Raw genomic sequence first — 24352 nt, forward strand, 5'->3', positions numbered from 1 at the left:
TCGCGTCGCGTACGTGGCTGGGGGCGCCCCTCTTCATGGGGAGGCGCCCCAGCGCATGCCGTGGCCGGTTATCTGCCGTAACGTCCAGATATGAGCAATGCCGCGCCGCCACGCAAGGCCCCTGACCAGCCGTGGCGCACCGAGGGCACGCCCGACGAGCCGCCGGGGCCGCCCCGCGGCCGACGGACCCGCGGTCGATGGTGGGGGCTGTTCCTCACCGCGGTGATCGTGTTCCTGCTGGCCTACGTCGGGCTGACGTACCTCGACCGGGGCAACGAGCCGACGATCTCCTACACGGAGTTCAGCAGGCAGGTCGACGCCGGAAACGTCGACAAGATCTACTCCAAGGGCGACGCGATCCAGGGCGAGCTCAAGAACGCCCGGGACAACCCCGACGGCGACGGCGAGTACACCAGGTTCAAGACACAGCGCCCGGCCTTCGCGGACGACGACCTCTGGCGGCAACTGAGCAGCCGCGACGTCACGGTGACCGCGGAGCCGGTCGTGCGGGAGCGCGGCGTCCTGTCCAACCTGCTGTTCTCCCTGATCCCGATCGTGCTGCTGGTGGCGGTCTGGATCTTCCTCGCCCGGCGGATGGGCGGGGGCCTGGGCGGCGCGGGCGGCATGCTCGGCCGAAAGGCACCGCCCAAGCCGGTCGAGCTCCAGCCGGGCAAGGAACGCACGACGTTCGCCGACGTGGCCGGCATCGACGAGGTCAAGGGCGAGCTGGACGACGTCGTCGACTTCCTGGAGCACCCCGACGCCTACCGCAGGATGGGCGCGAAGATGCCGCGCGGCGTGCTGCTCGCGGGCTCGCCGGGCACCGGCAAGACGCTGCTGGCGCGTGCGGTCGCGGGCGAGGCGGGCGTGCCGTTCTTCTCCGCCTCCGCGTCCGAGTTCATCGAGATGATCGTCGGCGTCGGCGCCTCCCGGGTCAGGGAACTGTTCGGCGAGGCCCGCAAGGTGGCGCCGTCGATCATCTTCATCGACGAGATCGACACGATCGGACGAATGCGCGGCGGCGGCGCCTCGGTGAGCGGCCACGACGAGCGCGAGCAGACGCTGAACCAGATCCTCACCGAGATGGACGGCTTCTCCGGCTCCGAGGGCGTGATCGTCATCGCGGCGACGAACCGCGCCGACATCCTGGACCCGGCGCTGACCCGGCCCGGCCGCTTCGACCGGGTGGTCAGCGTCGCCCCGCCGGACCGCGCGGGGCGCGAGGCGATCCTGCGGATCCACACCCGCGAGATCCCGCTCGCCGATGACGTGGACCTGGCCCAGCTGGCCCGTACGACCCCGGGCATGACGGGCGCGGACCTGGCCAATCTGGCCAACGAAGCCGCCCTGCTCGCGGTCAAGCGCAAGCAGGGGCAGGTGACCGCCTCCGACCTGTCCGAGGCCCTGGAGAAGGTGCAGCTGGGCGCCGAACGCACCCTCGTGATGCCCGAGGAGGACCGCCGGCGCACCGCGTTCCACGAGAGCGGACACGCCCTCCTCGGCATGCTGCAGCCGGGCGCCGACCCCGTACGCAAGATCACCATCGTGCCGCGCGGCCGGGCCCTCGGGGTGACGATGTCCACGCCCGAGGTGGAGCGGTACGCACACTCGGAGGGCTACCTGCGAGGCCGCATCATCGGCGCCCTGGGCGGCATGGCGGCCGAACAGGTGGTCTACGGAGTCGTCACCACGGGCGCCGAGAACGACCTCGAACAGGTCACCAACATCGCGCGCGGGATGGTCGCCCGCTGGGGCATGAGCGAGCGGGTGGGCCGGCTGTCCGCCCTGCCGAGCGACACCCAGCAGGCGTACGGGCTCGCGGCCGCCCCGCAGACCCTTGACGTGATCGACGCCGAGATGCGCCGGATCGTCGACGAGTGCTACGAGGAGGCGTGCGGCAAACTCCGGGAGCACCGGGGCAAGTTGGACGCCCTGGCCGAGGCGCTGCTGGAGAACGAGACCCTGGAGGAGGCCGACGCGTACCGGATCGCCGGAATCACCCGGCTGACCAAGGAAACGGACGCTTAGCGGACCCGCTCACGGCACACGGGCGATCAGGTACCGGAAGACGTTCGGCATCCACACCGTCCCGTCCTGCCGCTGGTGCGGATGCAGCGCCTCCGTCACCTCCTTGTCCACCTGGGCCTGGTCGGTCGCGGAGATCGCCGCGTCGAAGAGCCCCGTCGACAGCAGTCCCCGTACGGCGCTGTCGACATCCGCGTAGCCGAAGGGGCAGGCCACCCGCCCGGAACCGTCGGGCCGCAGACCCGCGCGCTGGGCGACCTCCTCCAGGTCGTCGCGCAGAGCCGGGCGCCAACTACCGGTGCTGCGCAGGGGATCGGCCAACTTCGTGGCGACCCGCAGCACCGACGACGTGGCACAGCGCTCCGGCGGACCCCAGCCGGCGAGCACCACGGGCGCCCCGCGCCCGGCGAGCGGCACCGCCGCCGCGAGAGCCTCACCGAGCCCCTCGGAGTCGCCCGCGAGGCATCCGATGGGCTCGAACGCGGTGACCATGTCGTAGGGGGGCGTTCCCGCGTCGGCCCTGTCGCTCGCATCGGCCCCGTCGCTCGTATCGGCCGCGCCGCTCGTGTCGGCCGTGTCCCGAGGCGAGCCGTCGACGAGCCGGGCGCCGGCACGCGCGCGTGAGTCCCACGCCTCGGGCAGCAACCGCTGCCGAGCGAGCGCCAGTCGTTCGGGGGCGGACGACTCGACACCGGTGACGGTCGCGCCTCTGGACGCCGCCAGCACAAGGGCGAGCCCGCTGCCGCAGCCCAGGCCCAGCAGCCGGGTGCCCGGGCCCACTTCCAGTCGCTCGTAGACGGCCTCGTAGAGCGGAACCAGCATCCGCTCCTGGATCTCGGACCAGTCACGCGCGCGTGCACACAGGTCCACGCGGGGTGCCGTGCCCGCGTGAGGCAGGTGCTGCCGCACGAGCGTAGGTGTCATGTAAAGCGCCCCAATCCGCCGAGAGTTGATGATGTGCCCGATTCAGTAGCCCCCGTGACATGCGCTCGCGCTCCCCCCGTATGCCAGGAAACTCCGCGCTCGACGTCGCGTCCAGAGGTCGCGGAGCCCGGCTTGCCGGATCGCCGTGTCCGTGGCCGAAATTCACATTCCGGCAACATGGGCCCGTACCATCTGGCCATGGCAAAGGCACCCGTTCTTACGCCACGGGCACATGACTTCCCACGCTGGTACCAGGATCTGATCAACAAGGCGGAGCTTGCGGACAACGGTCCGGTGCGCGGCACGATGGTCATCCGGCCGTACGGGTACGGGCTGTGGGAGCGGATGCAGGCCGAGATGGACGCCCGGATCAAGGAGACGGGCACGCAGAACGCGTACTTCCCGCTCCTGATCCCGCAGTCGTATCTCGCGCGCGAGGCGGACCACGTCGAGGGTTTCGCGCCGGAGCTCGCGGTCGTCACCCACGGCGGCGGCAAGGAGCTGGAGGAGCCCGCGGTCGTCCGCCCCACCTCCGAGATGATCATCAATGAGTACTTCTCGAAGTGGGTGCAGAGCTACCGCGACCTGCCGCTGCTGATCAACCAGTGGGCGAACGTGGTCCGTTGGGAGCTCAGGCCGCGTCTCCTCCTCCGCACCACGGAGTTCCTCTGGCAGGAGGGGCACACCGCGCACGCCACGTACGAGGACGCCCGCGACTTCGCCGCGTACATCCACCGAGAGGTCTACGAGGACTTCATGGTGAACGTCCTCGCGATGGACGTGGTCCCCGGCCGCAAGACCGTCAAGGAGCGCTTCGCCGGCGCGATCAACACCCTCACGCTCGAAGGCATGATGGGCGACGGCAAGGCCCTGCAGCTGGCGACAAGCCATGAGCTGGGCCAGAACTTCGCCAAGGCCTTCAACACGCGCTACCTGTCCAAGGAAGGCGAGCAGGAGCTCGTCTGGCAGACCTCCTGGGGATCGACCACCCGCATGATCGGCGCCCTGGTGATGACTCACGGGGATGACAACGGGCTGCGGGTGCCGCCGCGCCTGGCGCAGATCCAGGTCGTCGTCCTCGCGATCAAGGGCGACGAACCGGTTCTGGCCAAGGTCCGTGAGATCGGCGACCGGCTGAAGACGGCCGGCATCCGAGTCCACGTCGACGACCGCACCGACACTCCCTTCGGCCGCCGCGCCGTCGACTGGGAGCTCAAGGGTGTGCCGGTCCGCGTCGAGGTCGGCCCCCGTGACCTGGAGAACGGCACGGCGATGCTGGCGCGCCGCATCCCGGGCGGCAAGGAGCCGGTGGCCGTCGAGTCGCTCGTACGACTGCTCCCCGCCGTCCTCGAAGAGGACCAGGCGCTGCTGCTGGCCCAGTCCCGCGAACGGCGCGAGTCCCGCACCGCCGACGTCTCGACGATCGAGGAGGCCGTCGAGGCCGCCGTCGCCGGCGGCTGGGCGCGCCTGCCGTGGGCGAAGCTCGGCGAAGAAGGCGAGGCCAGGCTGGCCGAGCACGCCGTGACCGTACGGTGTCTGCTCGCCGGGGACGGGTCGGTGCCGGACGCCGACGACGCACCGGGTAACGTCGCCGTCGTTGCGCGCGCTTACTGAGATGACGCCCGTGTGGAACGAGAGAGGCCGAAACGCCTCTTGCGCATCCGCGGACCACAGCAGCACCTGCGGGTGGACAGGATCTACACGCCGGGTCGTACGTCGGACTACGCACCGGCTTGGTAGGAGCTGCGAGGCTTCTCCGCAGATCAGCGCACCCGCCCTCGTCGTGGCGCATCATTCGCAACTGACGGGTACGTGCAAATTATTTGGGATGCCCCGGAATCGGAACACAGCGGCACTCCGGCTCGTTGTCATTACGTGAGCACGACACAGACACCACCTGTTCTCGCCGCAGAGCTGGCAGAGGCGTGGGCCGACATTCAGCGGTACCACCCCGAGCTGCCGGATCTCGCCGCGCCAGAGTCCCTGATCGGGGAGTCGTCGTCCGCCTGCGGTCACGAGCTCTCCTTCGAGCGACTGCTTCACGAGGCAGTCCATGGCATCGCCGCCGCGCGCGGCGTCCGCGATACCTCCCGGGCCGGCCGCTACCACAACCGCAGATTCCTCGCCATCGCCGAGGAGATGGGCCTGGACCACCCCGAGGAGCCGCACCCGAGCAGCGGCTTCTCCCTGGTCACGCTCAACGCCGAGGCCAAGCGCCGGTACCGCCCGACCATCGAACGCCTCCAGCGAGCCCTCAAGGCCCACACGGCGGCGACCTCCGCCGACACGAGCAGGACCTTCCGGGGCCCGGCCGCCCGCCACGGATCCTCCGGCGGCGGCGTCCGCGTCAAGGCGGTCTGCGACTGCGGCCGCAACGTCCGGGTCGTCCCCTCGGTCCTGGCCCAGGCCCCGATCGTGTGCGGCGGCTGCGGCAAGCCGTTCCGGATCCCGGAGGTCATGGGCGCGGCGTGACGGCACCGCGTCGGACACCGGCATCTCGTGGCTGCCGGAACGGACGTGGACCGTTGATCGCCGGGGTGTCGCCGCATGGCGGCACCCCGTCAGCGCCGGGTTGCGCGACCAACCCGACGGCACCCGGAACGCCGGGTGCCCCCACAGCATGCCCGGGCACGCCTCCCCGCCCCCTCGGCCCATAGCGACCCGCAGGGTATGGCACAATGGCTAGCTGTACTCGACAGCCGCACAGGACCCCTCTCTCCTCCGGCTGACGCGTCCATCGGGCACTCGGGTACCGCAACCCCACGCGGCATTCTCGCCGTGCCCAACCACGTCAAATCCAGGAGAACCCACTCCCGTGGCAGTCAAGATCAAGCTGAAGCGTCTGGGCAAGATCCGTTCGCCTCACTACCGCATCGTCGTCGCCGACTCCCGCACCCGCCGTGACGGCCGTGCGATCGAGGAGATCGGCAAGTACCACCCGACCTACAACCCGTCGGTCATCGAGGTGGACGCCGACCGTGTGGCGTACTGGCTGGGTGTCGGCGCGCAGCCGACCGAGCCCGTGCTCGCCATTCTGAAGAAGACCGGCGACTGGCAGAAGTTCAAGGGCGAGCCGGCCCCGGCTCCGCTGCTGGTTGCCGAGCCGAAGAAGGCGCGCCCGTCGTTCGAGGCCCTTGGTGGCGACGACGAGGGCAAGGGTGAGGCGATCACCCAGAAGAAGAAGGCGGAGAAGAAGGACGAGGCTGCCGCCGAGTCCGAGTCGGCCGAGGCCTGAGCATGCTCGAGGAGGCTCTCGAGCACCTCGTGAAGGGCATCGTCGACAACCCTGACGATGTGCAGGTCGCCTCGCGCAACCTGCGTCGCGGGCGTGTGCTGGAGGTCCGGGTCCACCCCGATGACCTCGGCAAGGTGATCGGCCGTAACGGCCGCACCGCACGCGCACTGCGCACCGTCGTGGGCGCCATCGGCGGCCGCGGTGTCCGCGTCGACCTTGTCGACGTGGACCACGTCCGCTGACGCCGAACGCAGCACCGGCTCGGGCCGGGGAGGGCCACTGGGCCGTCCCCGGCCCGTAGTCGTGTGGCCGTCTCGTACGGCCTCGTACGGCCGCCACGTACGGCCGTCTCGTGCGGCCCGTCGTCCGACCGGTCAGTCGTCTGACAGGAGAGCAAGCACAGTGCAGCTGGTAGTCGCACGGATCGGCCGCGCCCACGGCATCAAGGGCGAGGTCACCGTCGAGGTTCGTACGGACGAGCCGGAACTGCGGCTCGCCCCCGGCGCCGTCCTGGCCACCGACCCGGCCTCCACCGGGCCGCTCACCATCGCGTCCGGCCGCGTGCACAGCGGCCGTCTCCTCCTGCGCTTCGAGGGGGTCAAGGACCGCAACGCCGCCGAGGCGCTGCGCAACACCCTCCTCATCGCCGAGATCGACCCGGACGAGCTGCCCGAGGAAGAGGACGAGTACTACGACCACCAGCTCATCGACCTGGACGTCGTGACGGCGGACGGCGTCGAGGTCGGCCGTATCACCGAGATCTCGCACCTGCCGTCCCAGGACCTCTTCATCGTGGAGCGGCCCGACGGGAGCGAGGTGATGATCCCCTTCGTAGAGGAGATCGTCACCGAGGTGGATCTCGAGGAGCAGCGCGCGGTCATCACCCCGCCGCCGGGGCTGATCGACGACCGGGCGGAGATCGCTTCCACCAGGGATGACAGCGCATGAGGCTCGACGTCGTCACGATCTTCCCCGAGTATCTGGAGCCCCTGAACGTCTCCCTCGTCGGCAAGGCACGCGCGCGTGGGCAGCTGAACGTCCATGTGCACGACCTGCGGGACTGGACGTACGACCGCCACAACACCGTCGACGACACCCCGTACGGCGGCGGCCCCGGCATGGTCATGAAGACCGAGCCATGGGCGGACGCGCTGGACTCCGTCCTCGCGGACGGCTACGAGACCGGCTCGCACGCGCCCACCCTGATCGTCCCCACCCCGAGCGGCCGCCCCTTCACCCAGGAACTCGCCGTCGAGCTCTCCGAGCGGCCCTGGCTGATCTTCACGCCGGCCCGCTACGAGGGCATCGACCGCCGGGTCGTCGACGAGTACGCGACCCGTGTGCCCGTCCACGAGGTGTCCATCGGCGACTACGTCCTGGCCGGCGGCGAGGCGGCCGTACTGGTCATCACGGAGGCCGTGGCGCGCCTGCTGCCCGGCGTGCTGGGGAACGCCGCATCGTACCAGGACGACTCCTTCGCGCCCGGCGCGATGGCCAACCTCCTGGAGGGGCCCGTCTACACCAAGCCGCCCGAGTGGCGTGGCCGGGGCATCCCGGACGTGCTGCTCAGCGGCCACCACGGCAAGATCGCCCGCTGGCGCCGCGACGAGGCGCTCAGGCGTACGACGGCCAACCGGCCCGACCTCATCGAGCGCTGCGACCCCAAGGCCTTCGACAAGAAGGACCGCGAGATGCTCTCCATCCTGGGCTGGATGCCCGACCCGGAAGGGGAGCGGTCCGGCCGATTTTGGCGCAGGACCGAGGGCGTGGAAGAATAGACCGCTGTTGTGCGCCGTCCGGCGTGCGCCCCTGCCACAGGGGGACACGACGCCCGCCCCGACCCGCACGGCACTCTCATCGAACATCTAGTTCCCGTTGATGACCTGTGGCATCAGCGAAGAAAGCAGACGAAATGTCTCACCTGCTCGACTCCGTCGACGCCGCGTCGCTGCGCAGCGACGTCCCGGCCTTCCGCCCCGGCGACACCGTCAACGTCCACGTCCGCGTCATCGAGGGCAACCGCTCCCGTGTGCAGCAGTTCAAGGGCGTGGTGATCCGCCGCCAGGGTGCCGGCGTGCGCGAGACCTTCACGGTCCGCAAGGTCTCCTTCTCCGTCGGCGTCGAGCGCACCTTCCCGGTGCACACCCCGATCGTCGAGAAGATCGAGCTCGTCACCAAGGGTGACGTCCGCCGCGCCAAGCTGTACTACCTGCGTGACCTGCGCGGCAAGGCGGCGAAGATCAAGGAGAAGCGCGAGAACTGAGCGCTTCCGGGGGCTCGCCCCCGCGGCGTCCAAAGCGGGGCCGGATAACATCTGGCCCCGATGGACACCGAAGCACAGCCGACGGAGCGCGACCGCTCCTCCCGCCCTTCCGACTCCGAGGAGACCTCGGACGCAGAGGGGCCGGAGGAACGGTCGCGTTTCGCGTTGGTCTCGCGGATCACCGAGTGGCTGCCGGGCGGGCGGATCAGCCTGACGCTGCTGGTCCTCCTGGTGTTCCTGCTGCTGCTCAACACGTTCGTCCTGCGGCCGTTCGAGATTCCCAGCGGATCCATGGAGTCCGGATTGAGGATCGGCGACCGCGTTCTCGTAAATAAGTTGGCGTACCGTTTCGGTGCCGAGCCGCAGCGCGGCGATGTTGTCGTGTTCGACGGAACCGGGTATTTCGGGGATGCCGACTACATCAAACGCGTTGTGGGTGTGGGGGGAGACCACGTGGTCTGCTGTGACAAGGAGGGGAGGATCCAGGTGAACGGCCGGTCGGTCGACGAGTCGACGTATCTGTACCCCGGAGACAGCCCGTCCACGGTGCGCTTCGACGTCGTCGTGCCCGACGGCACCCTGTTCCTCCTCGGCGACCACCGCAGCGAATCCAGCGACTCCCGCGACCGGCTGGGCTCGCCCGGCGGCGGCATGATCCCGGTCGACGACGTCATCGGCCGTGCCGACTGGATCGTATGGCCGACCGCCCACTGGACCCGCCTGCACCGTCCCGACGCCTACGCGCGCGTGCCCGTTGCGGAGGGCGTGCATGGGTAACCGGGGGAAACCGCGCGGCGTCCCGAGCAGTCCCGCCGACAATCTGCTGCCCACCGGTGCCCGGCGCGCCGCCAGCCCCGCCGGCGGTCGTACGCGCGCGGAGCGGCGCAAGCTCCAGCGCAAGGTCAAACGGCGCCGCAGGCGCTCCGCGATGAAGGAGATACCCCTCCTCGTCGGCGTCGCCGTCCTCATAGCGCTCGTCCTGAAGACCTTCCTCGTGCAGGCGTTCGTGATCCCGTCCGGCTCGATGGAACAGACGATCCAGGTCGGCGACCGCGTCCTGGTCGACAAGCTCACCCCCTGGTTCGGCTCCAAGCCGCAGCGCGGGGACGTCGTCGTCTTCAAGGACCCCGGCGGCTGGCTCAAGGACGAGCAGACGACGGTGAAGAAGGAGGACCCCGTCGTCATCAAGCAGGTCAAGCAGGCGCTCACCTTCATCGGCCTGCTGCCCTCCGACGACGAGAAGGACCTCATCAAGCGTGTCGTCGGCGTCGGTGGCGACCGGGTGAAGTGCTGTGACGGGCAAGGACGGGTGACCGTCAACGGGGTTCCCCTGAACGAGGACTATCTGTATCCGGGCAACGCCCCCTCCGAGTCGCAGTTCGACATCACCGTCCCGCAGGGGCGGCTGTGGGTGATGGGTGACCACCGGGCCGACTCCGCGGACTCCCGGTTCCACCAGGACGAGGACTACCGCGGCACGGTCTCGGAGGACGAGGTCGTCGGACGGGCGATGTGGATCGCCTGGCCCCTGGGCCACTGGACCACCCTGGAGGAGCCGAATACGTACGCTTCCGTGTCCGACTGGGGGACAGGGTCGACCGCTGCTCCCCAGCTGTCGCATAGGGTTGCTTCCGACGATTCGAACGGAACGATCCAGCTCCCGAGCCCTGCGGAACTCCCGCTCGTTATGGGAGTGGTGGGCCTGCGCCGCGCATGGGGCAGGCAGCGGCACAAGGTAAGGAGTTGGCGTGGGGGATGTGGCGGTTGGTGCACGATCCGGGCACGACGGCGAGGAGCACCGCGGACGCCCCGTGGACGCGGCCGACCCGGCCTCGGACGACGCCGTGACTTCAGGGAATGACCTCGGAGCGGACGGCGCTGGCGGAGGCGCGGGCGGGCAGCCCCCGGCCGACGGCGACGGGCCGGGCGGGGCTTCCCCCAAGCCGAAGAAACAGCGCTCCTTCTGGAAGGAGCTGCCGATCCTGATCGGCATCGCGCTCGTCCTCGCGCTGCTGATCAAGACGTTCCTGGTGCAGGCGTTCTCGATCCCCTCCGACTCGATGCAGAACACCCTCCAGCAGGGTGACCGCGTCCTGGTCGACAAGCTCACCCCCTGGTTCGGCTCCGAGCCCGAGCGTGGCGAGGTCGTCGTCTTCCACGACCCCGACAACTGGCTGGCGGGCGAGCCCACCCCGGATCCCAACGCCCTGCAGACCTTTCTCAGCTGGATCGGCCTGATGCCGTCCGCGGAGGAGAAGGACCTCATCAAGCGCGTCATCGGTGTCGGCGGCGACACGATCGAGTGCGAGGGCACCGGCCCGCTGAAGGTCAACGGCAAGGCGCTGAGCGAGGCGTCCTACGTCTACCCGGGCAACACTCCGTGCACCCAGGACGACCAGGGCGGTCAGTTCAAGGTGAAGGTCCCCGAGGGCTACATCTGGGTCATGGGCGACCACCGCCAGAACTCCCGCGACTCGCGCTACAACCGGTCCGACAAGAACCACGGCATGGTCCCCGTCGACGAGGTCGTCGGCCGCGCCATCGTGATCGCCTGGCCGATCAGCCGCTGGGACAACCTGCCGGTCCCGGACACCTTCGACCAGAACCTGAGCGCCCGGTCCGCCGCCCTGACGGTCGCACCCCAGGGGCTCGCCCTGGCCGGTGCGGTGCCGCTGGTGCTGTGGCGCCGGCAGCGGATCAAGGCGGCGGAGAGCCGCTGACCGCGCGAGGTGCCTCGGAGCGACCGTCCGGGGCCCGTCGGGGGCGGCGAGGCTCGTCGCCTCGCGCGGGCGGGTGCCGCCGCACTGCCGTTGGGTGCGAGACCGTCTCGGTGGGTCTGCGGGCGACCGCTCCGCTGAGGCTCTCTGCGCCGGACCGCTCCCGTGAGGCTGTCTCCGGGGACCGCTCCGGTGAAGGCTGCCAGGGTCGCCTCGGCGAAGGCTTGGGCGGCCGCTCGGACAGGGCCTCGGCAAGTGGCTGGGAAAGCTTTGCCGGGAGTGTGACCCAGGGCGCTCGGAAGGGGCTGCCCGGTGTCGGTACCGCCGGGTAGGGTGCGGACCCATGGGTGGCGAGAGCACGACACGTACGGCGCCGCGCGACGGCGGCGCGAGCAGGGGCCCGGCGGGCGGCCGGACCGGGCAGCGGTTGTCCGGGCTGGCCGTGGCGCTGGGCCTGGTGCTGTTCCTGGGCGGGTTCGCCTGGGGAGCGGTGGTCTACCGGCCGTACACCGTGCCCACCCCCTCGATGGCGCCGACGATCGGCGCGGGCGACCGGGTGCTGGCCGAGCGCGTCGACGGCTCCGAGGTGCGCCGCGGTGACGTCGTCGTCTTCACCGACAAGACCTGGGTGACCAACGCACCCGTCGTCAAGCGGGTGGTCGCCGTCGGCGGCGACACGGTCGCCTGCTGCACGGACGGCAAGCTGACCGTCAACGGCAAGCAGATCGACGAGCCGTACCTGGCCGGGTCCTCGCCGGCCGAGATCCGCAACTTCCCGACGGTGACGGTGCCGAAGGACCGGCTCTTCCTGCTCGGTGACGAACGGAGCGGCTCCCTGGACTCCACGGCCCACCTCACGGACGCCGCCAGCGGCACGGTGGCACGCAGCGCCGTGTCGGCCCGGGTGGACGCCGTCGTATGGCCCATGGACGGCATGCTGGAGCGCCCCACCGGCTTCGAGGACCTCGGCGCACTGTCCTCGCCGGGACCGCTGCGGACGATCGTCGCGCTGATCGTCGTGGGCGGTGCGCTGGTGATGGGCGGAGGGGCGTACGGCCCGATCGCCAACAGACTGGCCAAGCGCTCGACGCCGCGGGCGGAGGCCGTGGGTGCCCACTGAGGCGCTGGGCGCGGGTGACGGGCCGTACGGCGAGACAGTGGCGGGGAAGACGGCGTACGGCGAGACAGCGCCGGGAATCAAGGAGTACGGCGGGGCGGACGCGGGGGAGACCGCGTACGGCGACTCGTACGACGGCGGGTTGCGCAAGGTCGCGCGCGTGGTTCTGCTCGACCCACGGGACCGCATTCTGCTTCTGCACGGCCATGAGCCGGAGGATCCGGCGGACGACTGGTGGTTCACGCCTGGCGGCGGCGTCGAGGGCGACGAGAGCCGTGAGGCGGCGGCGCTGCGGGAACTCGCCGAGGAGACCGGCATCACGGAGGTGGAACTCGGTCCCGTGCTGTGGCGGCGGATGTGCTCCTTCCCGTTCGCGGGCCGTCGCTGGGACCAGGACGAGTGGTACTACCTGGCCCGTACGACACAGACGGCGATCCGGGCCGTGGGCCTCACCGAGCTGGAGCGGCGCAGTGTCGCCGGAGCGCGCTGGTGGACGTGTGAGGAACTCGACCGGGCGCATGAGACGGTGTATCCGACCAGACTCGCCGAGCTGCTGCGCACACTGCTCGACGAAGGTCCCCCCGCCGGGCCCGTGACCCTTGACCCCGAAATTGTCTAGGTGCTGACGGGACTGGCGCACAATGGTGGGATCGCACGGCTGAAGGGGAACATGCCATGAGCGCCGAGGACCTCGAAAAGTACGAGACCGAGATGGAGCTCAAGCTCTATCGGGAGTACCGCGATGTCGTCGGTCTGTTCAAGTATGTGATCGAGACCGAGCGGCGTTTCTATCTGACCAATGACTACGAGATGCAGGTGCATTCGGTCCAGGGTGAGGTGTTCTTCGAGGTGTCCATGGCGGATGCCTGGGTGTGGGACATGTACCGGCCGGCTCGGTTCGTGAAGCAGGTCCGCGTGCTCACGTTCAAGGACGTGAACATCGAGGAATTGAACAAGAGTGATCTGGAGCTTCCCGGCGGGTGAGGCTGACCCGGCTCAGTCGGCTGACCCCGGCCCGCCCGGCTGGCCCGGCTCACCCGCAGGGGTGAGGAAGTTATCCACAATCGCGTACTTGTCCACCAAGATCCAATAGCTCGGTGAGCTGCCCTCAGTGTTGGCGCCGGAGGTGGTGCCGACATGAGCACGAGCAAGGGAAACGCACGCAGCGCACTGGGCAGGTACGGCGAGACGCTGGCCGCACGGCGGCTGGTCGAGGCCGGGATGACGGTCCTGGAGCGCAACTGGCGCTGCGGCAGGACGGGCGAGATCGACATCGTGGCGCGGGACGGCGACGTCCTGGTCGTCTGCGAGGTGAAGACACGCCGGACGGGCGCCTTCGAGCACCCGATGGCCGCGGTGACCCCGGAGAAGGCCCAGCGCCTGCGGGGCCTCGCGGAGAGCTGGCTCCACGCCCACGGCGGGGCACCACCGGGAGGCGTCCGCATCGACCTGGTGGGCGTCCTCCTGCCACAGCGCGGCGCCCCTGTGGTCGAGCACGCACGGGGGGTGGCCTGAGATGGGGTTCGCTCGTACGTGTTCGGTGGCCCTGGTGGGCGTCGAGGGGGTCGTGGTCGAGGTCCAGGCGGATCTGGAGCCGGGGGTGGCGGCGTTCACGTTGGTGGGGTTGCCGGACAAGAGTCTTTCGGAGAGCCGGGACCGGGTGCGGGCCGCCGTCGTGAACTCGGGTGGCGAGTGGCCGCAGAAAAAGCTCACCGTCGGGCTCAGCCCGGCGTCTGTACCGAAGGCGGGCAGCGGCTTCGACCTGGCCGTCGCGTGTGCCGTCCTCGGCGCCTGCGAGCGGATCGATCCGCGAGTCCTCGCCGACATCGTGATGATCGGAGAGCTCGGCCTGGACGGACGTGTGCGTCCGGTCCGGGGCATCCTGCCCGCGGTGCTGGCCGCGGCGGACGCCGGGTACGAGCAGGTGGTCGTTCCGGAGTGTGCCGCGGCCGAGGCTTCACTGGTGCCGGGCGTGTCCGTGCTGGGAGTGCGCAGCCTGCGCCAGCTGATCGCCGTTCTCGCGGACGAACCCGTACCCGATGAGGAGCCGGACGAACAGGGCCGCCCGGATCCGCTGCTCGCGGGTTTGCGGATGCCGGGTACGGGGGCGGCCACGGGCATGCACAGCCTCGGCGCCGCACAGCCCGATCACGGGCACGATCTCGCCGACGTGGTGGGGCAGATGTCGGCGCGTACGGCCGTGGAGGTCGCCGCGGCGGGTGGACACCACCTCTTCCTGGAGGGGCCGCCCGGCGCCGGCAAGACGATGCTCGCGGAGCGGCTGCCGGCCATCCTGCCCCGGCTCGCCAGGGAGGAGTCACTGGAGGTCACGGCGGTGCACTCGGTGGCGGGTCTGCTGCCCCCGGGCAAGCCTCTGATCGATGTGGCTCCCTACTGCGCACCGCATCACTCGGCGACGATGCAGGCCCTTGTCGGCGGGGGGCCCGGCATCGCGCGGCCGGGCGCGGTGTCACTCTCGCATCGGGGTGTCCTCTTCCTCGACGAGACGCCGGAGTTCAACAGCCAAGCCCTCGACGCCCTGCGCCAGCCGCTGGAGGCCGGCCACGTCGTGATCGCGCGCAGCGCCGGAGTCGTCCGCTTCCCGGCGAAGTTCCTGATGGTGCTGGCGGCAAATCCCTGCCCCTGCGGCCGCTTCTCCCAGACGGACGACCTGTGCGAGTGCCCGCCCTCGGCCATCCGCCGCTACCAGGCGCGGTTGTCCGGGCCGCTGCTCGACCGCGTTGACCTCCGGGTGGAGGTGGACCGTGCCACACGCGCCCAGCTGGCGGAGCGCGGGGCTCGGGGCGAGTCCACCGCGACGGTCGCCGACCGGGTGCGCGCGGCCCGCGAGCGGGCGTCGGCCCGCCTGGCCGGCACCCCCTGGCGGACCAACAGCGAGGTCCCCGGCCGTGAGCTGCGAAGCCGCTGGTACGCCGCGATCGGCGCCATGGACGAGGCCGAACGGAACCTTGAGCGAGGAGTTTTGACCGCCCGAGGACTGGACCGCGTCCTGCGCGTCGCCTGGACCGTCGCCGACCTCGTCGGTCATGACCGGCCGGACGCCACGGATGTCGCACTGGCGCTGCAACTGCGCACCGGTGTGCCGCGTGGCGTGCCCATGGCCATCGGGGCGCTGACGTGAACGGGAGCGAGGATCCGGACGACGAGTTGCTCGGCAGGGTGCTTCTCAGCCGGGTCGTCGAGCCCGGCGACGAGGTCGTCGGGCGGTGGGTGCGGGAGTACGGGGTGGGAGAAGTGGTGGCGCGGTTGCGGGAGGGGGCGGAGGCCCTGCCGGGGGTGAGTTACAAGCGGTGGGACGGGCTGCGGGCCCGGGCGTCGCGGGCCGAGCCCGGGCGGGACCTTGCCGCGGCCCGGGAGGTCGGGGTGCGGTTCCTGCGGCCCGGGGACGTCGAGTGGCCGCAGCAGCTGGATGATCTGGGGGACGCCGGGCCCATCGGGCTGTGGGTGCGGGGGCGGGCCAGCCTGCGGATGTGGGCCTTGCGGTCCGTGGCCGTCGTCGGCGCGCGGGCCTGCACCGAGTACGGGGCCCACATGGCCGCCACCCTCGCCGACGGCCTCGCCGAGCGGGGCTGGGTCGTCGTGTCCGGCGGCGCCTACGGCGTCGACGGAGCCGCTCACCGAGGTGCCCTGGGAACCGGCGGGGCCACCGTCGCCGTACTCGCCTGCGGGGTCGACCGGCCCTATCCGCGCGGGCACACCCAGTTGATCAACAGGATCGCGGAACAGGGACTCGTGATCGGAGAACTGCCCCCCGGCGACCACCCGACGCCCAGCAGATTCATCGTGCGCAACCGGGTGATCGCGGCACTCACCCGGGGCACGGTCGTCGTCGAGGCCGCTCACCGCAGCGGGTCACTCGCCACCGCTCGGGCGGCCCAGCGGCTGGGGCGTCACACGATGGGCGTGCCCGGCCCGGCCACCAGCGGCCTCTCCGCGGGCGTGCACGAACTCCTGCGCGGCGACGCCGTGCTGGTCACCGACGCCGCGGAGATCGTCGAAATCGTCGGCGACATGGGCGAGCTGGCGCCCGAGCGGCGCGGGCCCGTCCTCCCGCGCGATCTGCTGGAGCCGAGGGCGCGCAGAGTTCTGGCCGCGCTCCCCGGTCGCCGCGCGGCACGGCCGGACGAGATCGCGCGCGGGGCGCAGACCACCGCGGACGACGCGATCGCGCGGCTCTACGAACTCCGCTCACTCGGTTACGTCGAACGACACGGCGACGGCTGGAAGTTGACACGCCAGGCGATTATGTCCGCTCGTGAAGATCGAAGTCGATGCTGACCGAGCGTGTTCGGCCGTACGGGGGAACACGGACGCCCTTGTGAATTCCCCCAGTTGGGGTGTTCGGGTGATCACGTAGAGCGACCGCCGTGCCCCGGTGGGGCGTCCAGCGGAACGTATCTGCGTACGGCTTGAGCTCTCTTCTTCGCGCACCGCGACGCCGCAGTCACGCTACGCTCACGAGAATCCCGGCGCAGACCGGCACCTCGACCCCGCAACAGATCAGAACGACATCAGACCGGCAGCTCCCCCAGGCGCCCCCACATCACGGCAGAACGGCACAAGGCAACGAATGCCCCAGCACACCTCCGGGTCCGACCGTGCGGCGATCCCCCCAGCCGCCCGTGACGGTGGCAGCGTGCGGCCGCCCGCTCCCTCGACACTCGACGAGCTGTGGCGGTCGTACAAGGCGACCGGGGACGAGCGGTTGCGCGAGCAGCTGATCCTGCACTACTCGCCGCTCGTCAAGTACGTGGCGGGCCGGGTGAGCGTCGGTCTGCCGCCCAACGTGGAGCAGGCGGACTTCGTGTCGTCGGGGGTGTTCGGGCTGATCGACGCGATCGAGAAGTTCGACATCGACCGGGAGATCAAGTTCGAGACGTACGCGATCACGCGGATCCGGGGCGCGATGATCGACGAGCTGCGGGCGCTGGACTGGATCCCGCGGTCGGTGCGGCAGAAGGCGCGGAACGTGGAGCGGGCGTACGCGACGCTCGAGGCGCGGCTGCGGCGGACGCCGACCGAGGCGGAGGTGGCCGTCGAAATGGGGATCGCGGTGGACGAACTCCACTCGGTCTTCAGCCAGTTGTCGCTGGCCAACGTGGTGGCGCTGGAGGAGCTGCTGCATGTCGGGGGCGAGGGCGGCGACGGCCTCAGCGTCATGGACACGTTGGAGGACACCGCCGCGGACAATCCGGTGGAGGTGGCCGAGGACCGGGAGCTGCGAAGGTTCCTGGCGCGGGCGATCAACACCCTGCCCGAGCGGGAGAAGACCGTGGTGACGCTGTACTACTACGAGGGCCTCACGCTCGCCGAGATCGGGAACGTGCTGGGCGTTACCGAGAGCCGGGTCAGCCAGATCCACACCAAGTCGGTGCTGCAGCTGCGGGCGAAGCTGGCCGGCTTCGGTCGATGACCTGGCGGGATGTGGTGGGGGGATCCGTGGAGAGACTCCCGCCGGCGGTGGCGCGTCCGTAAAGTGGTTGACGTGCCAAGGATTCGAGCGGCCTCCGTGGCCGAGCACCGGTCGATGCAGCGAGCCGCCCTGCTGAACGCGGCTCGGTCCCTGTTGTCCGAGGGCGGGACGGACGCGCTGACCTTCCCGGCCCTCGCCGAGCGGACAGGGCTCGCGCGGTCGTCCGTGTACGAGTACTTCCGGTCCCGGGCCGCCGTGGTCGAGGAGCTGTGCGAGGTCGACTTTCCCGTGTGGGCCGCGGAGGTCTCGGCGGCGATGGAGCGGGAGGCGTCGCCCGAGGGCAAGGTCGAGGCCTATGTGCGGCAGCAGCTCGCGCTGGTGGGGGACCGGCGGCACCGCGCCGTGGTGGCGATCTCCGCGAGCGAGCTGGACGCCGGGGCTCGGGAGAAGATCCGGGCGGCGCACGGCGGACTCGTCGCGATGATCGTCCAGGCGCTGGGGGAGATGGGGCACGCGGAGCCCCGGCTGGCGGCGATGCTGTTGCAGGGGGTCGTGGACGCGGCTGTGCGGAGGATCGAGTTGGGGGCGGCGGAGGATCCCTCGGTGATCACGGAGGCGGCCGTGGCCATGGCGCTGCGGGGTGTGCGGGGTTGACCGGCTGACCGGCGCCGGGTGCCGCCGGGGTGGGAACGCCCGCCCGCGCGTGCGGGTGCAGAGTCGCCGCCGCTGCGCCCACCCGTGGCGCTTCAGTGGCACGACTGCCCGCAGCCATGCGTCGGCTGGGCGCGCCCCTCCGGGTGGAGGGTTCCATGGCACTGATGCCCGCAGCTACGTGAATTCGCCCGCGCCCGGTGCCCGCGCCCCGCGCCGACTAGGACGGCAGCGGCACCCCCAGCACCGGCAGCAGCCTCGACGGTCCCCTGTGCAGTAGCCACGGCGGGAGGAGCGACAGCGGGTCCAGGTAGGTGTCGCCTCTCCGTAAGCCCCAGTGGACGCACGTCCCGGCGCAGTGCGAACCGGTCGCCTCGACTGTCCCCACGACCTCTCCCGCCTCCACCTCGTCGCCCTTCTTCAGCATCGCCCGCACCGGTTCATACGTCGTCCGCAACGGCGGATCCCCCGTCCCGGTGAGCTCCACCGACACGACCGCCTTCCCCGCGACCCGGCCCGCGAAGGAAACCCGCCCCGCCGCCACCGCCCGTACCGGTGTCCCGACGGGCGCTGCCAGGTCCACGCCGCGGTGGCCGCGGCCGTACGCGGACGCCGGGGGCTCCCAGCCGCGGAGGACCGGAGGGCGCACTCCAACGGGCCAGGCGCGGCCGACCGCCGGCACCGTCGGATCCCGGGGCGGCGCGGCAGGAAAGTCACTTGCGGCCGGCATCAGTCGTGGGGCCGGCGCCAGCAGGACGGTCCCCGTCAGGAGCAGCAGTGACACCAGCCGCAGCACCAGCCGCCCGCACGTCCTCGCCGCCGTCGCGGTCGCCGCCGTCCTCGCACATCGCTTCTCTCGCATGCGAGAACCGTCCCGCAACCTCCCCGATCATGGCCGATACCTGTGGATAACTCCCGGGTTGTGGACGGCGGCGTCACCCGGTACCTCGCGGGTCCCGTACACTTCTTCTGGCGATCCGGGTCACCGGGTCGACTTCGCACGCCCCGATGCGGCTCCCGGAGACGGTCCGTATCAGCGCCCCTCGGTCCTTTGTGGCACGGCGCATGTGGGCGTCAGGCGCGGGAGCCGTCCGGCACCCGCGGCACAACCGAGAAACCAAGGAGAACACGGCCATGGCCGTCGTCACGATGCGGGAGCTGCTGGAGAGCGGCGTCCACTTCGGTCACCAGACCCGTCGTTGGAACCCGAAGATGAAGCGCTTCATCTTCACGGAGCGCAACGGCATCTACATCATCGACCTGCTCCAGTCGCTGTCGTACATCGACCGCGCCTACGAGTTCGTCAAGGAGACCGTCGCCCACGGCGGCACGGTCATGTTCGTCGGCACCAAGAAGCAGGCGCAGGAGGCCATCGCCGAGCAGGCCACCCGCGTCGGCATGCCCTACGTCAACCAGCGCTGGCTGGGCGGCATGCTCACCAACTTCTCGACCGTCTACAAGCGTCTGCAGCGCCTCAAGGAGCTCGAGCAGATCGACTTCGAGGACGTCGCGTCCTCCGGTCTGACCAAGAAGGAGCTGCTGGTCCTCTCCCGCGAGAAGGCCAAGCTGGAGAAGACGCTCGGCGGTATCCGCGAGATGCAGAAGGTGCCCAGCGCCGTCTGGATCGTGGACACCAAGAAGGAGCACATCGCGGTCGGTGAGGCCCGGAAGCTCAACATTCCGGTTGTCGCCATCCTCGACACCAACTGCGACCCCGACGAGGTCGACTACAAGATCCCGGGCAACGACGACGCGATCCGCTCCGTCACCCTGCTCACCCGTGTGATCGCCGACGCCGTCGCCGAGGGCCTCATCGCCCGTTCCGGCGTGGCGACGGAGGGCAAGGGCGAGAAGGCCGCGGGCGAGCCGCTCGCCGAGTGGGAGCGCGACCTGCTCGAGGGCGAGAAGAAGGCCGAGGAGGCCCCGGCCGCCGCCGAGGCGCCTGCTGCCGAGGCCCCCGCTGCCGAGGCTCCGGCCGCCGAGGGCGAGCAGGCCTGACACCGTCAGCGTTGACGGCGGGAGCGGTACTCCTCCAACAGCGCCTCGGCGCGGTTGAAGTCCGCTTCCGCCGTTCACCCGTAGGTCGACGGAAGGTCAGCGCCCCCGGATAGACGGGGGGCTGCAGACTCCGTAGATCTTCGATCTTCCAGACTTCGAGAAAGATTCACAGACTCATGGCGAACTACACCGCCGCCGACGTCAAGAAGCTCCGTGAGCTCACCGGCGCCGGCATGATGGACTGCAAGAAGGCGCTGGACGAGGCCGAGGGCAACGTCGAGAAGGCCGTCGAGGCGCTCCGCATCAAGGGCCAGAAGGGCGTCGCCAAGCGCGAGGGCCGCTCCGCCGAGAACGGCGCCGTGGTCTCGATCATCGCCGACGACAACTCCTCCGGTGTCCTCGTCGAGCTGAAGTGCGAGACGGACTTCGTCGCCAAGGGCGAGAAGTTCCAGGGCGTGGCCACCGCCATCGCCGAGCACGTCGCCAAGACCTCCCCGGCCGACATCGAGGCCCTGCTCGCCTCCGAGATCGAGGCCGGCAAGACCGTCCAGGCGTTCGTGGACGAGGCCAACGCCAACCTCGGTGAGAAGATCGTCCTGGACCGCTTCGCGCAGTTCGCCGACGGCTTCGTGCTCGCCTACATGCACCGCACGATGCCCGACCTGCCCCCGCAGATCGGTGTCCTCGTCGAGCTGGACAAGCCGAACGCCGAGGTCGCCAAGGGCATCGCCCAGCACATCGCCGCCTTCGCGCCGAAGTACCTCTCCAAGGAGGACGTCCCGGCCGAGGTCGTCGAGTCCGAGCGCCGCGTCGCCGAGGAGACCACCCGCGCCGAGGGCAAGCCCGAGGCCGCCCTGCCGAAGATCGTCGAGGGTCGCCTCAACGGCTTCTTCAAGGACGCCACGCTGCTGGGCCAGCCGTACGCGCTCGACAACAAGAAGTCCGTCCAGAAGATCCTGGACGAGGCCGGTGTCACCCTGAAGCGCTTCACGCGCATCAAGGTCGGCATCTGAGTCCGTACCGCGATCGGCGCCCGACCACCGGCGAAATACCGCTAGGGTCGAGGGCAGTCGTCCGCGGACGCCGTCACCACGCACGCGCGCGTGACGGACGACAGCAGATCTGACGAGGAGGCCATTGCCGCGCATGGGATGCGAAACACGCCCCAACCGGCAATGGCCTTCTTCGTATGTGCACCACGTAACAAAGGCGGGATCTCGATGACCACCAAGGCCCAGAAGAGCGACGACGGCAAAGTACGCGGCCGGTTTCTGCTGAAGCTGTCCGGAGAGGCCTTCTCCGGCGGCGGGGGCCTCGGCGTCGACCCGGACGTGGTGCACAAGATCGCCCGCGAGATCGCCTCCGTCGTACGCGACGGCGCGCAGATCGCGGTCGTCATCGGCGGTGGCAACTTCTTCCGCGGTGCCGAACTCCAGCAGCGCGGCATGGACCGGGCCCGCTCGGACTACATGGGCATGCTCGGCACCGTGATGAACTGCCTCGCCCTCCAGGACTTCCTGGAGAAGGAGGGCATCGACAGCCGGGTCCAGACCGCCATCACCATGGGCCAGGTCGCCGAGCCGTACATCCCGCTGCGCGCCGTACGGCACCTGGAGAAGGGCCGCGTGGTCATCTTCGGCGCCGGTATGGGCATGCCGTACTTCTCCACCGACACCACCGCCGCCCAGCGCGCCCTGGAGATCGACGCCGAGGCGCTGCTCATGGGCAAGAACGGCGTGGACGGGGTCTACGACTCCGACCCGAAGACCAACCCCGACGCGGTCAAGTTCGACTCGCTCGGCTACGGCGAGGTCATCACCCGCGATCTCAAGGTCGCCGACGCCACGGCGATCACCCTGTGCCGCGACAACAAGCTCCCGATCCTCGTCTTCGAGCTGCTGGCGGAGGGCAATATCGCCCGCGCCGTCAATGGTGAGAAGATCGGCACGCTTGTGGGTGAGCAGGGCAGTCAGGGCTGACGCCCGAGAACAACCCCGTCCGGGGGACGGACGGGACGGACCCTGGCCGGGGGATGGACAATGTCCTGCCGGTCGGGAACCGTGCAGGAAGAAGACGCGACGCAGCCGGCCGCCGCCCCCACCCTGGAACCGCAGCCGGGCCTTTACTCAAGACACGCAGGAGCAAGTGGTGATCGAAGAGACCCTCCTCGAGGCCGAGGAGAAGATGGAGAAGGCCGTCGTGGTCGCCAAGGAGGACTTCGCCGCGATCCGCACCGGTCGTGCGCACCCGGCGATGTTCAACAAGATCGTGGCCGACTACTACGGCGCGCCGACGCCGATCAACCAGCTGGCTTCGTTCTCCGTGCCGGAGCCGCGCATGGCGGTCGTGACCCCGTTCGACAAGAGCGCGCTGCGCAACATCGAGCAGGCGATCCGCGACTCCGACCTCGGCGTCAACCCGAGCAACGACGGCAACATCATCCGTGTGGTGTTCCCCGAACTCACCGAGGAGCGCCGCCGCGACTACATCAAGGTCGCCAAGGGCAAGGCCGAGGACGCGCGTGTGTCCATCCGTTCCGTCCGCCGCAAGGCCAAGGACGCCATCGACAAGCTGATCAAGGACGGCGAGATCGGTGAGGACGAGGGCCGCCGTGCGGAGAAGGAGCTCGACGACACCACGCACAAGTACGTCGCCCAGGTGGACGAGCTTCTGAAGCACAAGGAAGCGGAGCTGCTCGAGGTCTGATGAACGACTCTTCCTGGGGGGCACCGCCACAAGCCGGGCATGCCGGGCAAGCCGGGTACTGGGGGGCCGCCGCCGAGCGTGGACCTGTCCAGGGGGCTGCCCCGGCGGGTCCCGCGTACGATGCGCCTGAGGCGCAGCAGACTCGCCCCATGCCCATCGTGCCCGAGGGACCCGCGTATGGCGGAGACCAGGATGACGACCGGGGGGCCGCTCGGCTGAGCGGCCCCTTGTTCCGCGAACAGCCGCCGCACGCGCGGCCGTACGACACGCCGCAGGCGCGGCCCTTCGAGGCGGCGCAGCAGAATCCGGAGCCCATGCCCGACGCCCCGCAGCCGGCGCCCCAGCCGCAGAAGAAGAGCGCGGGGCGCGACCTGGGTGCGGCCATAGGGGTCGGTGTCGGGCTCGGCGTGGTGATCGTCGCTTCGCTGTTCGTCGTCAAGGCCGTGTTCGTCGGTGTCGTCGCGGTCGCGGTCGTGGTGGGGCTGTGGGAGCTGACCAAGCGGCTCGAGGAGCGCAAGGGCATCAAGGCGCCCCTCGTCCCGCTCGCCCTCGGCGGTGCGGCCATGGTCGTCGCCGGATACGTCCGGGGTGCCGAGGGCGCCTGGGTGTCGATGGCGCTGACCGCGCTGGCCGTACTGGTCTGGCGCATGACGGAACCGCCGGAGGGCTATCTCAAGGACGTCACCGCGGGCGTCTTCGCGGCGTTCTACGTGCCGTTCCTGGCGACGTTCGTCGCGATGATGCTCACCGCCGAGGACGGGGCGTACCGCGTCCTGACGTTCCTGCTGCTGACGGTCGTCAGCGACACCGGTGCGTACGCCGTCGGCTGGCGCTTCGGCACGCACAAGCTCGCCCCGCGCATCAGCCCCGGCAAGACCCGTGAGGGCCTGCTCGGCGCGGTGAGCTTCGCGATGGTGGCGGGCGCGCTGTGCATGGAGTTCCTGATCGACGACGGCACCTGGTGGCAGGGGCTGCTGCTGGGCCTCGCGGTCGCGGCCAGCGCCACACTGGGCGACCTCGGCGAGTCGATGATCAAGCGGGACCTGGGCATCAAGGACATGGGAACGCTGCTGCCGGGTCACGGTGGGATCATGGACCGGCTGGACTCGCTGCTGCCCACGGCTCCTGTGGTGTGGCTGCTGCTGGTGCTCTTCGTCGGGTCGGGCTGACGGATCGGTCAGTGTCAGGGAGCCTCCGTTCTTGCAGAGCGGAGGCTCCTTGGTCTGTGGGACGATTCGGGTGTACGTCAACGAAGGCACTCAGAGACACTCACAGGCACCCA

26 protein-coding genes are annotated in these 24352 nt (G+C 70.1%); 24 read left to right on the plus strand and 2 right to left on the minus strand.

Features of this window, described 5'->3' with window-relative positions; translation table 11 throughout:
* Positions 1–90: 90 nt before the first annotated feature.
* Positions 91–2028, plus strand: coding sequence for an ATP-dependent zinc metalloprotease FtsH (gene ftsH, locus ACIBAG_RS29845; RefSeq protein ID WP_399109189.1), 1938 nt, complete (start codon positions 91–93; stop codon positions 2026–2028).
* Positions 2029–2037: 9 nt separating this feature from the next.
* Here the strand turns inward: ftsH and ACIBAG_RS29850 are convergent, their stop codons facing one another.
* Positions 2038–2949 carry an SAM-dependent methyltransferase gene (locus tag ACIBAG_RS29850; protein WP_399109190.1) on the minus strand — a complete coding sequence of 304 codons (912 nt, stop codon included), beginning with the start codon at positions 2947–2949 and terminating at the stop codon, positions 2038–2040.
* Between the two features lie 198 nt (positions 2950–3147).
* Here ACIBAG_RS29850 and proS point away from each other — a divergent pair, with 198 nt between their 5' ends.
* The 18 genes from proS to ACIBAG_RS29940 all read left to right on the plus strand — a co-directional run bounded on the left by proS (position 3148) and on the right by ACIBAG_RS29940 (position 18369).
* The gene (gene proS, locus ACIBAG_RS29855; RefSeq protein WP_399109192.1) at positions 3148–4563 is read left to right on the plus strand and encodes a proline--tRNA ligase; all 1416 of its coding nucleotides are present in this window, start codon (positions 3148–3150) and stop codon (positions 4561–4563) included.
* A 261-nt stretch (positions 4564–4824) separates the two neighbouring features.
* On the plus strand, positions 4825–5421 hold the full coding sequence (locus tag ACIBAG_RS29860; protein ID WP_399109193.1) for a hypothetical protein: 597 nt from the start codon (positions 4825–4827) through the stop codon (positions 5419–5421).
* A gap of 343 nt (positions 5422–5764) precedes the next feature.
* The gene (gene rpsP, locus ACIBAG_RS29865; RefSeq protein WP_030048919.1) at positions 5765–6184 is read left to right on the plus strand and encodes a 30S ribosomal protein S16; all 420 of its coding nucleotides are present in this window, start codon (positions 5765–5767) and stop codon (positions 6182–6184) included.
* A 2-nt stretch (positions 6185–6186) separates the two neighbouring features.
* The gene (locus tag ACIBAG_RS29870; RefSeq protein WP_003973401.1) at positions 6187–6426 is read left to right on the plus strand and encodes an RNA-binding protein; all 240 of its coding nucleotides are present in this window, start codon (positions 6187–6189) and stop codon (positions 6424–6426) included.
* Between the two features lie 160 nt (positions 6427–6586).
* Positions 6587–7132: a ribosome maturation factor RimM gene (gene rimM / locus ACIBAG_RS29875; protein WP_399109195.1), complete on the plus strand. Its 546-nt coding sequence runs from the start codon at positions 6587–6589 to the stop codon at positions 7130–7132.
* Positions 7129–7962: a tRNA (guanosine(37)-N1)-methyltransferase TrmD gene (gene trmD, locus ACIBAG_RS29880; protein ID WP_399109197.1), complete on the plus strand. Its 834-nt coding sequence runs from the start codon at positions 7129–7131 to the stop codon at positions 7960–7962. Before rimM ends, trmD begins: the two co-directional genes overlap by 4 nt.
* A gap of 134 nt (positions 7963–8096) precedes the next feature.
* The gene (gene rplS / locus ACIBAG_RS29885) at positions 8097–8447 is read left to right on the plus strand and encodes a 50S ribosomal protein L19 (RefSeq protein WP_031485105.1); all 351 of its coding nucleotides are present in this window, start codon (positions 8097–8099) and stop codon (positions 8445–8447) included.
* 60 nt (positions 8448–8507) lie between these two features.
* Positions 8508–9224 (plus strand): signal peptidase I, encoded by a 717-nt coding sequence (gene lepB / locus ACIBAG_RS29890; protein WP_399109199.1) that lies wholly within the window; start codon positions 8508–8510, stop codon positions 9222–9224.
* Positions 9217–10308 carry a signal peptidase I gene (gene lepB / locus ACIBAG_RS29895; protein WP_399109201.1) on the plus strand — a complete coding sequence of 364 codons (1092 nt, stop codon included), beginning with the start codon at positions 9217–9219 and terminating at the stop codon, positions 10306–10308. Before lepB (ACIBAG_RS29890) ends, lepB (ACIBAG_RS29895) begins: the two co-directional genes overlap by 8 nt.
* A complete protein-coding gene (gene lepB / locus ACIBAG_RS29900) occupies positions 10196–11167 on the plus strand; it encodes a signal peptidase I (RefSeq protein WP_399109203.1) in 972 nt (323 codons plus the stop codon). Before lepB (ACIBAG_RS29895) ends, lepB (ACIBAG_RS29900) begins: the two co-directional genes overlap by 113 nt.
* A 340-nt stretch (positions 11168–11507) precedes the next feature.
* A complete protein-coding gene (gene lepB / locus ACIBAG_RS29905; protein ID WP_399109205.1) occupies positions 11508–12284 on the plus strand; it encodes a signal peptidase I in 777 nt (258 codons plus the stop codon).
* A gap of 76 nt (positions 12285–12360) precedes the next feature.
* Entirely contained in the window at positions 12361–12900 is a 540-nt protein-coding gene (locus ACIBAG_RS29910) for an NUDIX hydrolase (protein ID WP_399109423.1), read from the plus strand.
* Between the two features lie 56 nt (positions 12901–12956).
* Positions 12957–13265 carry a DUF2469 domain-containing protein gene (locus tag ACIBAG_RS29915; protein ID WP_003965949.1) on the plus strand — a complete coding sequence of 103 codons (309 nt, stop codon included), beginning with the start codon at positions 12957–12959 and terminating at the stop codon, positions 13263–13265.
* Positions 13266–13418: 153 nt separating this feature from the next.
* Positions 13419–13796, plus strand: a complete 378-nt coding sequence (locus ACIBAG_RS29920) for a YraN family protein (RefSeq protein WP_399109207.1) — start codon at positions 13419–13421, stop codon at positions 13794–13796.
* Position 13797: 1 nt separating this feature from the next.
* A complete protein-coding gene (locus tag ACIBAG_RS29925; RefSeq protein WP_399109209.1) occupies positions 13798–15423 on the plus strand; it encodes a YifB family Mg chelatase-like AAA ATPase in 1626 nt (541 codons plus the stop codon).
* Positions 15420–16580, plus strand: a complete 1161-nt coding sequence (gene dprA / locus ACIBAG_RS29930) for a DNA-processing protein DprA (protein WP_399109211.1) — start codon at positions 15420–15422, stop codon at positions 16578–16580. The genes ACIBAG_RS29925 and dprA overlap by 4 nt, the downstream gene beginning before the upstream one ends.
* Before the next feature lie 292 nt (positions 16581–16872).
* A complete protein-coding gene (gene whiG, locus ACIBAG_RS29935) occupies positions 16873–17715 on the plus strand; it encodes an RNA polymerase sigma factor WhiG (protein WP_328422905.1) in 843 nt (280 codons plus the stop codon).
* 96 nt (positions 17716–17811) lie between these two features.
* Positions 17812–18369, plus strand: a complete 558-nt coding sequence (locus tag ACIBAG_RS29940) for a TetR/AcrR family transcriptional regulator (protein ID WP_399109424.1) — start codon at positions 17812–17814, stop codon at positions 18367–18369.
* A 217-nt stretch (positions 18370–18586) separates the two neighbouring features.
* On the opposite strand, the gene ACIBAG_RS29945 is transcribed toward ACIBAG_RS29940, so the two are convergent.
* Entirely contained in the window at positions 18587–19096 is a 510-nt protein-coding gene (locus tag ACIBAG_RS29945) for a murein hydrolase activator EnvC family protein (RefSeq protein WP_399109426.1), read from the minus strand.
* A gap of 404 nt (positions 19097–19500) precedes the next feature.
* Between ACIBAG_RS29945 and rpsB the strand changes: the two genes are divergently transcribed.
* The 5 genes from rpsB (at position 19501) to ACIBAG_RS29970 (ending at position 24239) form a co-directional block, all read left to right on the plus strand.
* Entirely contained in the window at positions 19501–20364 is an 864-nt protein-coding gene (rpsB, locus tag ACIBAG_RS29950) for a 30S ribosomal protein S2 (RefSeq protein WP_399109212.1), read from the plus strand.
* Between the two features lie 176 nt (positions 20365–20540).
* Positions 20541–21377, plus strand: a complete 837-nt coding sequence (gene tsf / locus ACIBAG_RS29955; RefSeq protein WP_399109214.1) for a translation elongation factor Ts — start codon at positions 20541–20543, stop codon at positions 21375–21377.
* A 207-nt stretch (positions 21378–21584) separates the two neighbouring features.
* Positions 21585–22343 (plus strand): UMP kinase, encoded by a 759-nt coding sequence (gene pyrH / locus ACIBAG_RS29960; protein WP_398823184.1) that lies wholly within the window; start codon positions 21585–21587, stop codon positions 22341–22343.
* Positions 22344–22512: 169 nt separating this feature from the next.
* Entirely contained in the window at positions 22513–23070 is a 558-nt protein-coding gene (frr, locus tag ACIBAG_RS29965; RefSeq protein WP_147994035.1) for a ribosome recycling factor, read from the plus strand.
* Positions 23070–24239, plus strand: a complete 1170-nt coding sequence (locus ACIBAG_RS29970) for a phosphatidate cytidylyltransferase (RefSeq protein WP_399109216.1) — start codon at positions 23070–23072, stop codon at positions 24237–24239. The genes frr and ACIBAG_RS29970 overlap by 1 nt, the downstream gene beginning before the upstream one ends.
* Positions 24240–24352 lie beyond the last annotated feature (113 nt).

It is taken from the genome of Streptomyces sp. NPDC051243, assembly GCF_044455405.1.
In the GTDB taxonomy this organism is placed as follows: domain Bacteria; phylum Actinomycetota; class Actinomycetes; order Streptomycetales; family Streptomycetaceae; genus Streptomyces.

Bases quoted from the DNA above. Each gene is read 5' to 3' on its own strand.
- ftsH (WP_399109189.1), top strand. From the start codon at position 91: ATGAGCAATGCCGCGCCGCCACGCAAGGCCCCTGACCAGCCGTGGCGC.
- ACIBAG_RS29850 (WP_399109190.1), bottom strand. From the start codon at position 2,949: ATGACACCTACGCTCGTGCGGCAGCACCTGCCTCACGCGGGCACGGCA.
- proS (WP_399109192.1), top strand. From the start codon at position 3,148: ATGGCAAAGGCACCCGTTCTTACGCCACGGGCACATGACTTCCCACGC.
- ACIBAG_RS29870 (WP_003973401.1), top strand. From the start codon at position 6,187: ATGCTCGAGGAGGCTCTCGAGCACCTCGTGAAGGGCATCGTCGACAAC.
- trmD (WP_399109197.1), top strand. From the start codon at position 7,129: ATGAGGCTCGACGTCGTCACGATCTTCCCCGAGTATCTGGAGCCCCTG.
- rplS (WP_031485105.1), top strand. From the start codon at position 8,097: ATGTCTCACCTGCTCGACTCCGTCGACGCCGCGTCGCTGCGCAGCGAC.
- lepB (WP_399109199.1), top strand. From the start codon at position 8,508: ATGGACACCGAAGCACAGCCGACGGAGCGCGACCGCTCCTCCCGCCCT.
- lepB (WP_399109201.1), top strand. From the start codon at position 9,217: ATGGGTAACCGGGGGAAACCGCGCGGCGTCCCGAGCAGTCCCGCCGAC.
- lepB (WP_399109205.1), top strand. From the start codon at position 11,508: ATGGGTGGCGAGAGCACGACACGTACGGCGCCGCGCGACGGCGGCGCG.
- ACIBAG_RS29915 (WP_003965949.1), top strand. From the start codon at position 12,957: ATGAGCGCCGAGGACCTCGAAAAGTACGAGACCGAGATGGAGCTCAAG.
- ACIBAG_RS29920 (WP_399109207.1), top strand. From the start codon at position 13,419: ATGAGCACGAGCAAGGGAAACGCACGCAGCGCACTGGGCAGGTACGGC.
- ACIBAG_RS29925 (WP_399109209.1), top strand. From the start codon at position 13,798: ATGGGGTTCGCTCGTACGTGTTCGGTGGCCCTGGTGGGCGTCGAGGGG.
- whiG (WP_328422905.1), top strand. From the start codon at position 16,873: ATGCCCCAGCACACCTCCGGGTCCGACCGTGCGGCGATCCCCCCAGCC.
- ACIBAG_RS29945 (WP_399109426.1), bottom strand. From the start codon at position 19,096: ATGCCGGCCGCAAGTGACTTTCCTGCCGCGCCGCCCCGGGATCCGACG.
- rpsB (WP_399109212.1), top strand. From the start codon at position 19,501: ATGGCCGTCGTCACGATGCGGGAGCTGCTGGAGAGCGGCGTCCACTTC.
- tsf (WP_399109214.1), top strand. From the start codon at position 20,541: ATGGCGAACTACACCGCCGCCGACGTCAAGAAGCTCCGTGAGCTCACC.
- pyrH (WP_398823184.1), top strand. From the start codon at position 21,585: ATGACCACCAAGGCCCAGAAGAGCGACGACGGCAAAGTACGCGGCCGG.
- ACIBAG_RS29970 (WP_399109216.1), top strand. From the start codon at position 23,070: ATGAACGACTCTTCCTGGGGGGCACCGCCACAAGCCGGGCATGCCGGG.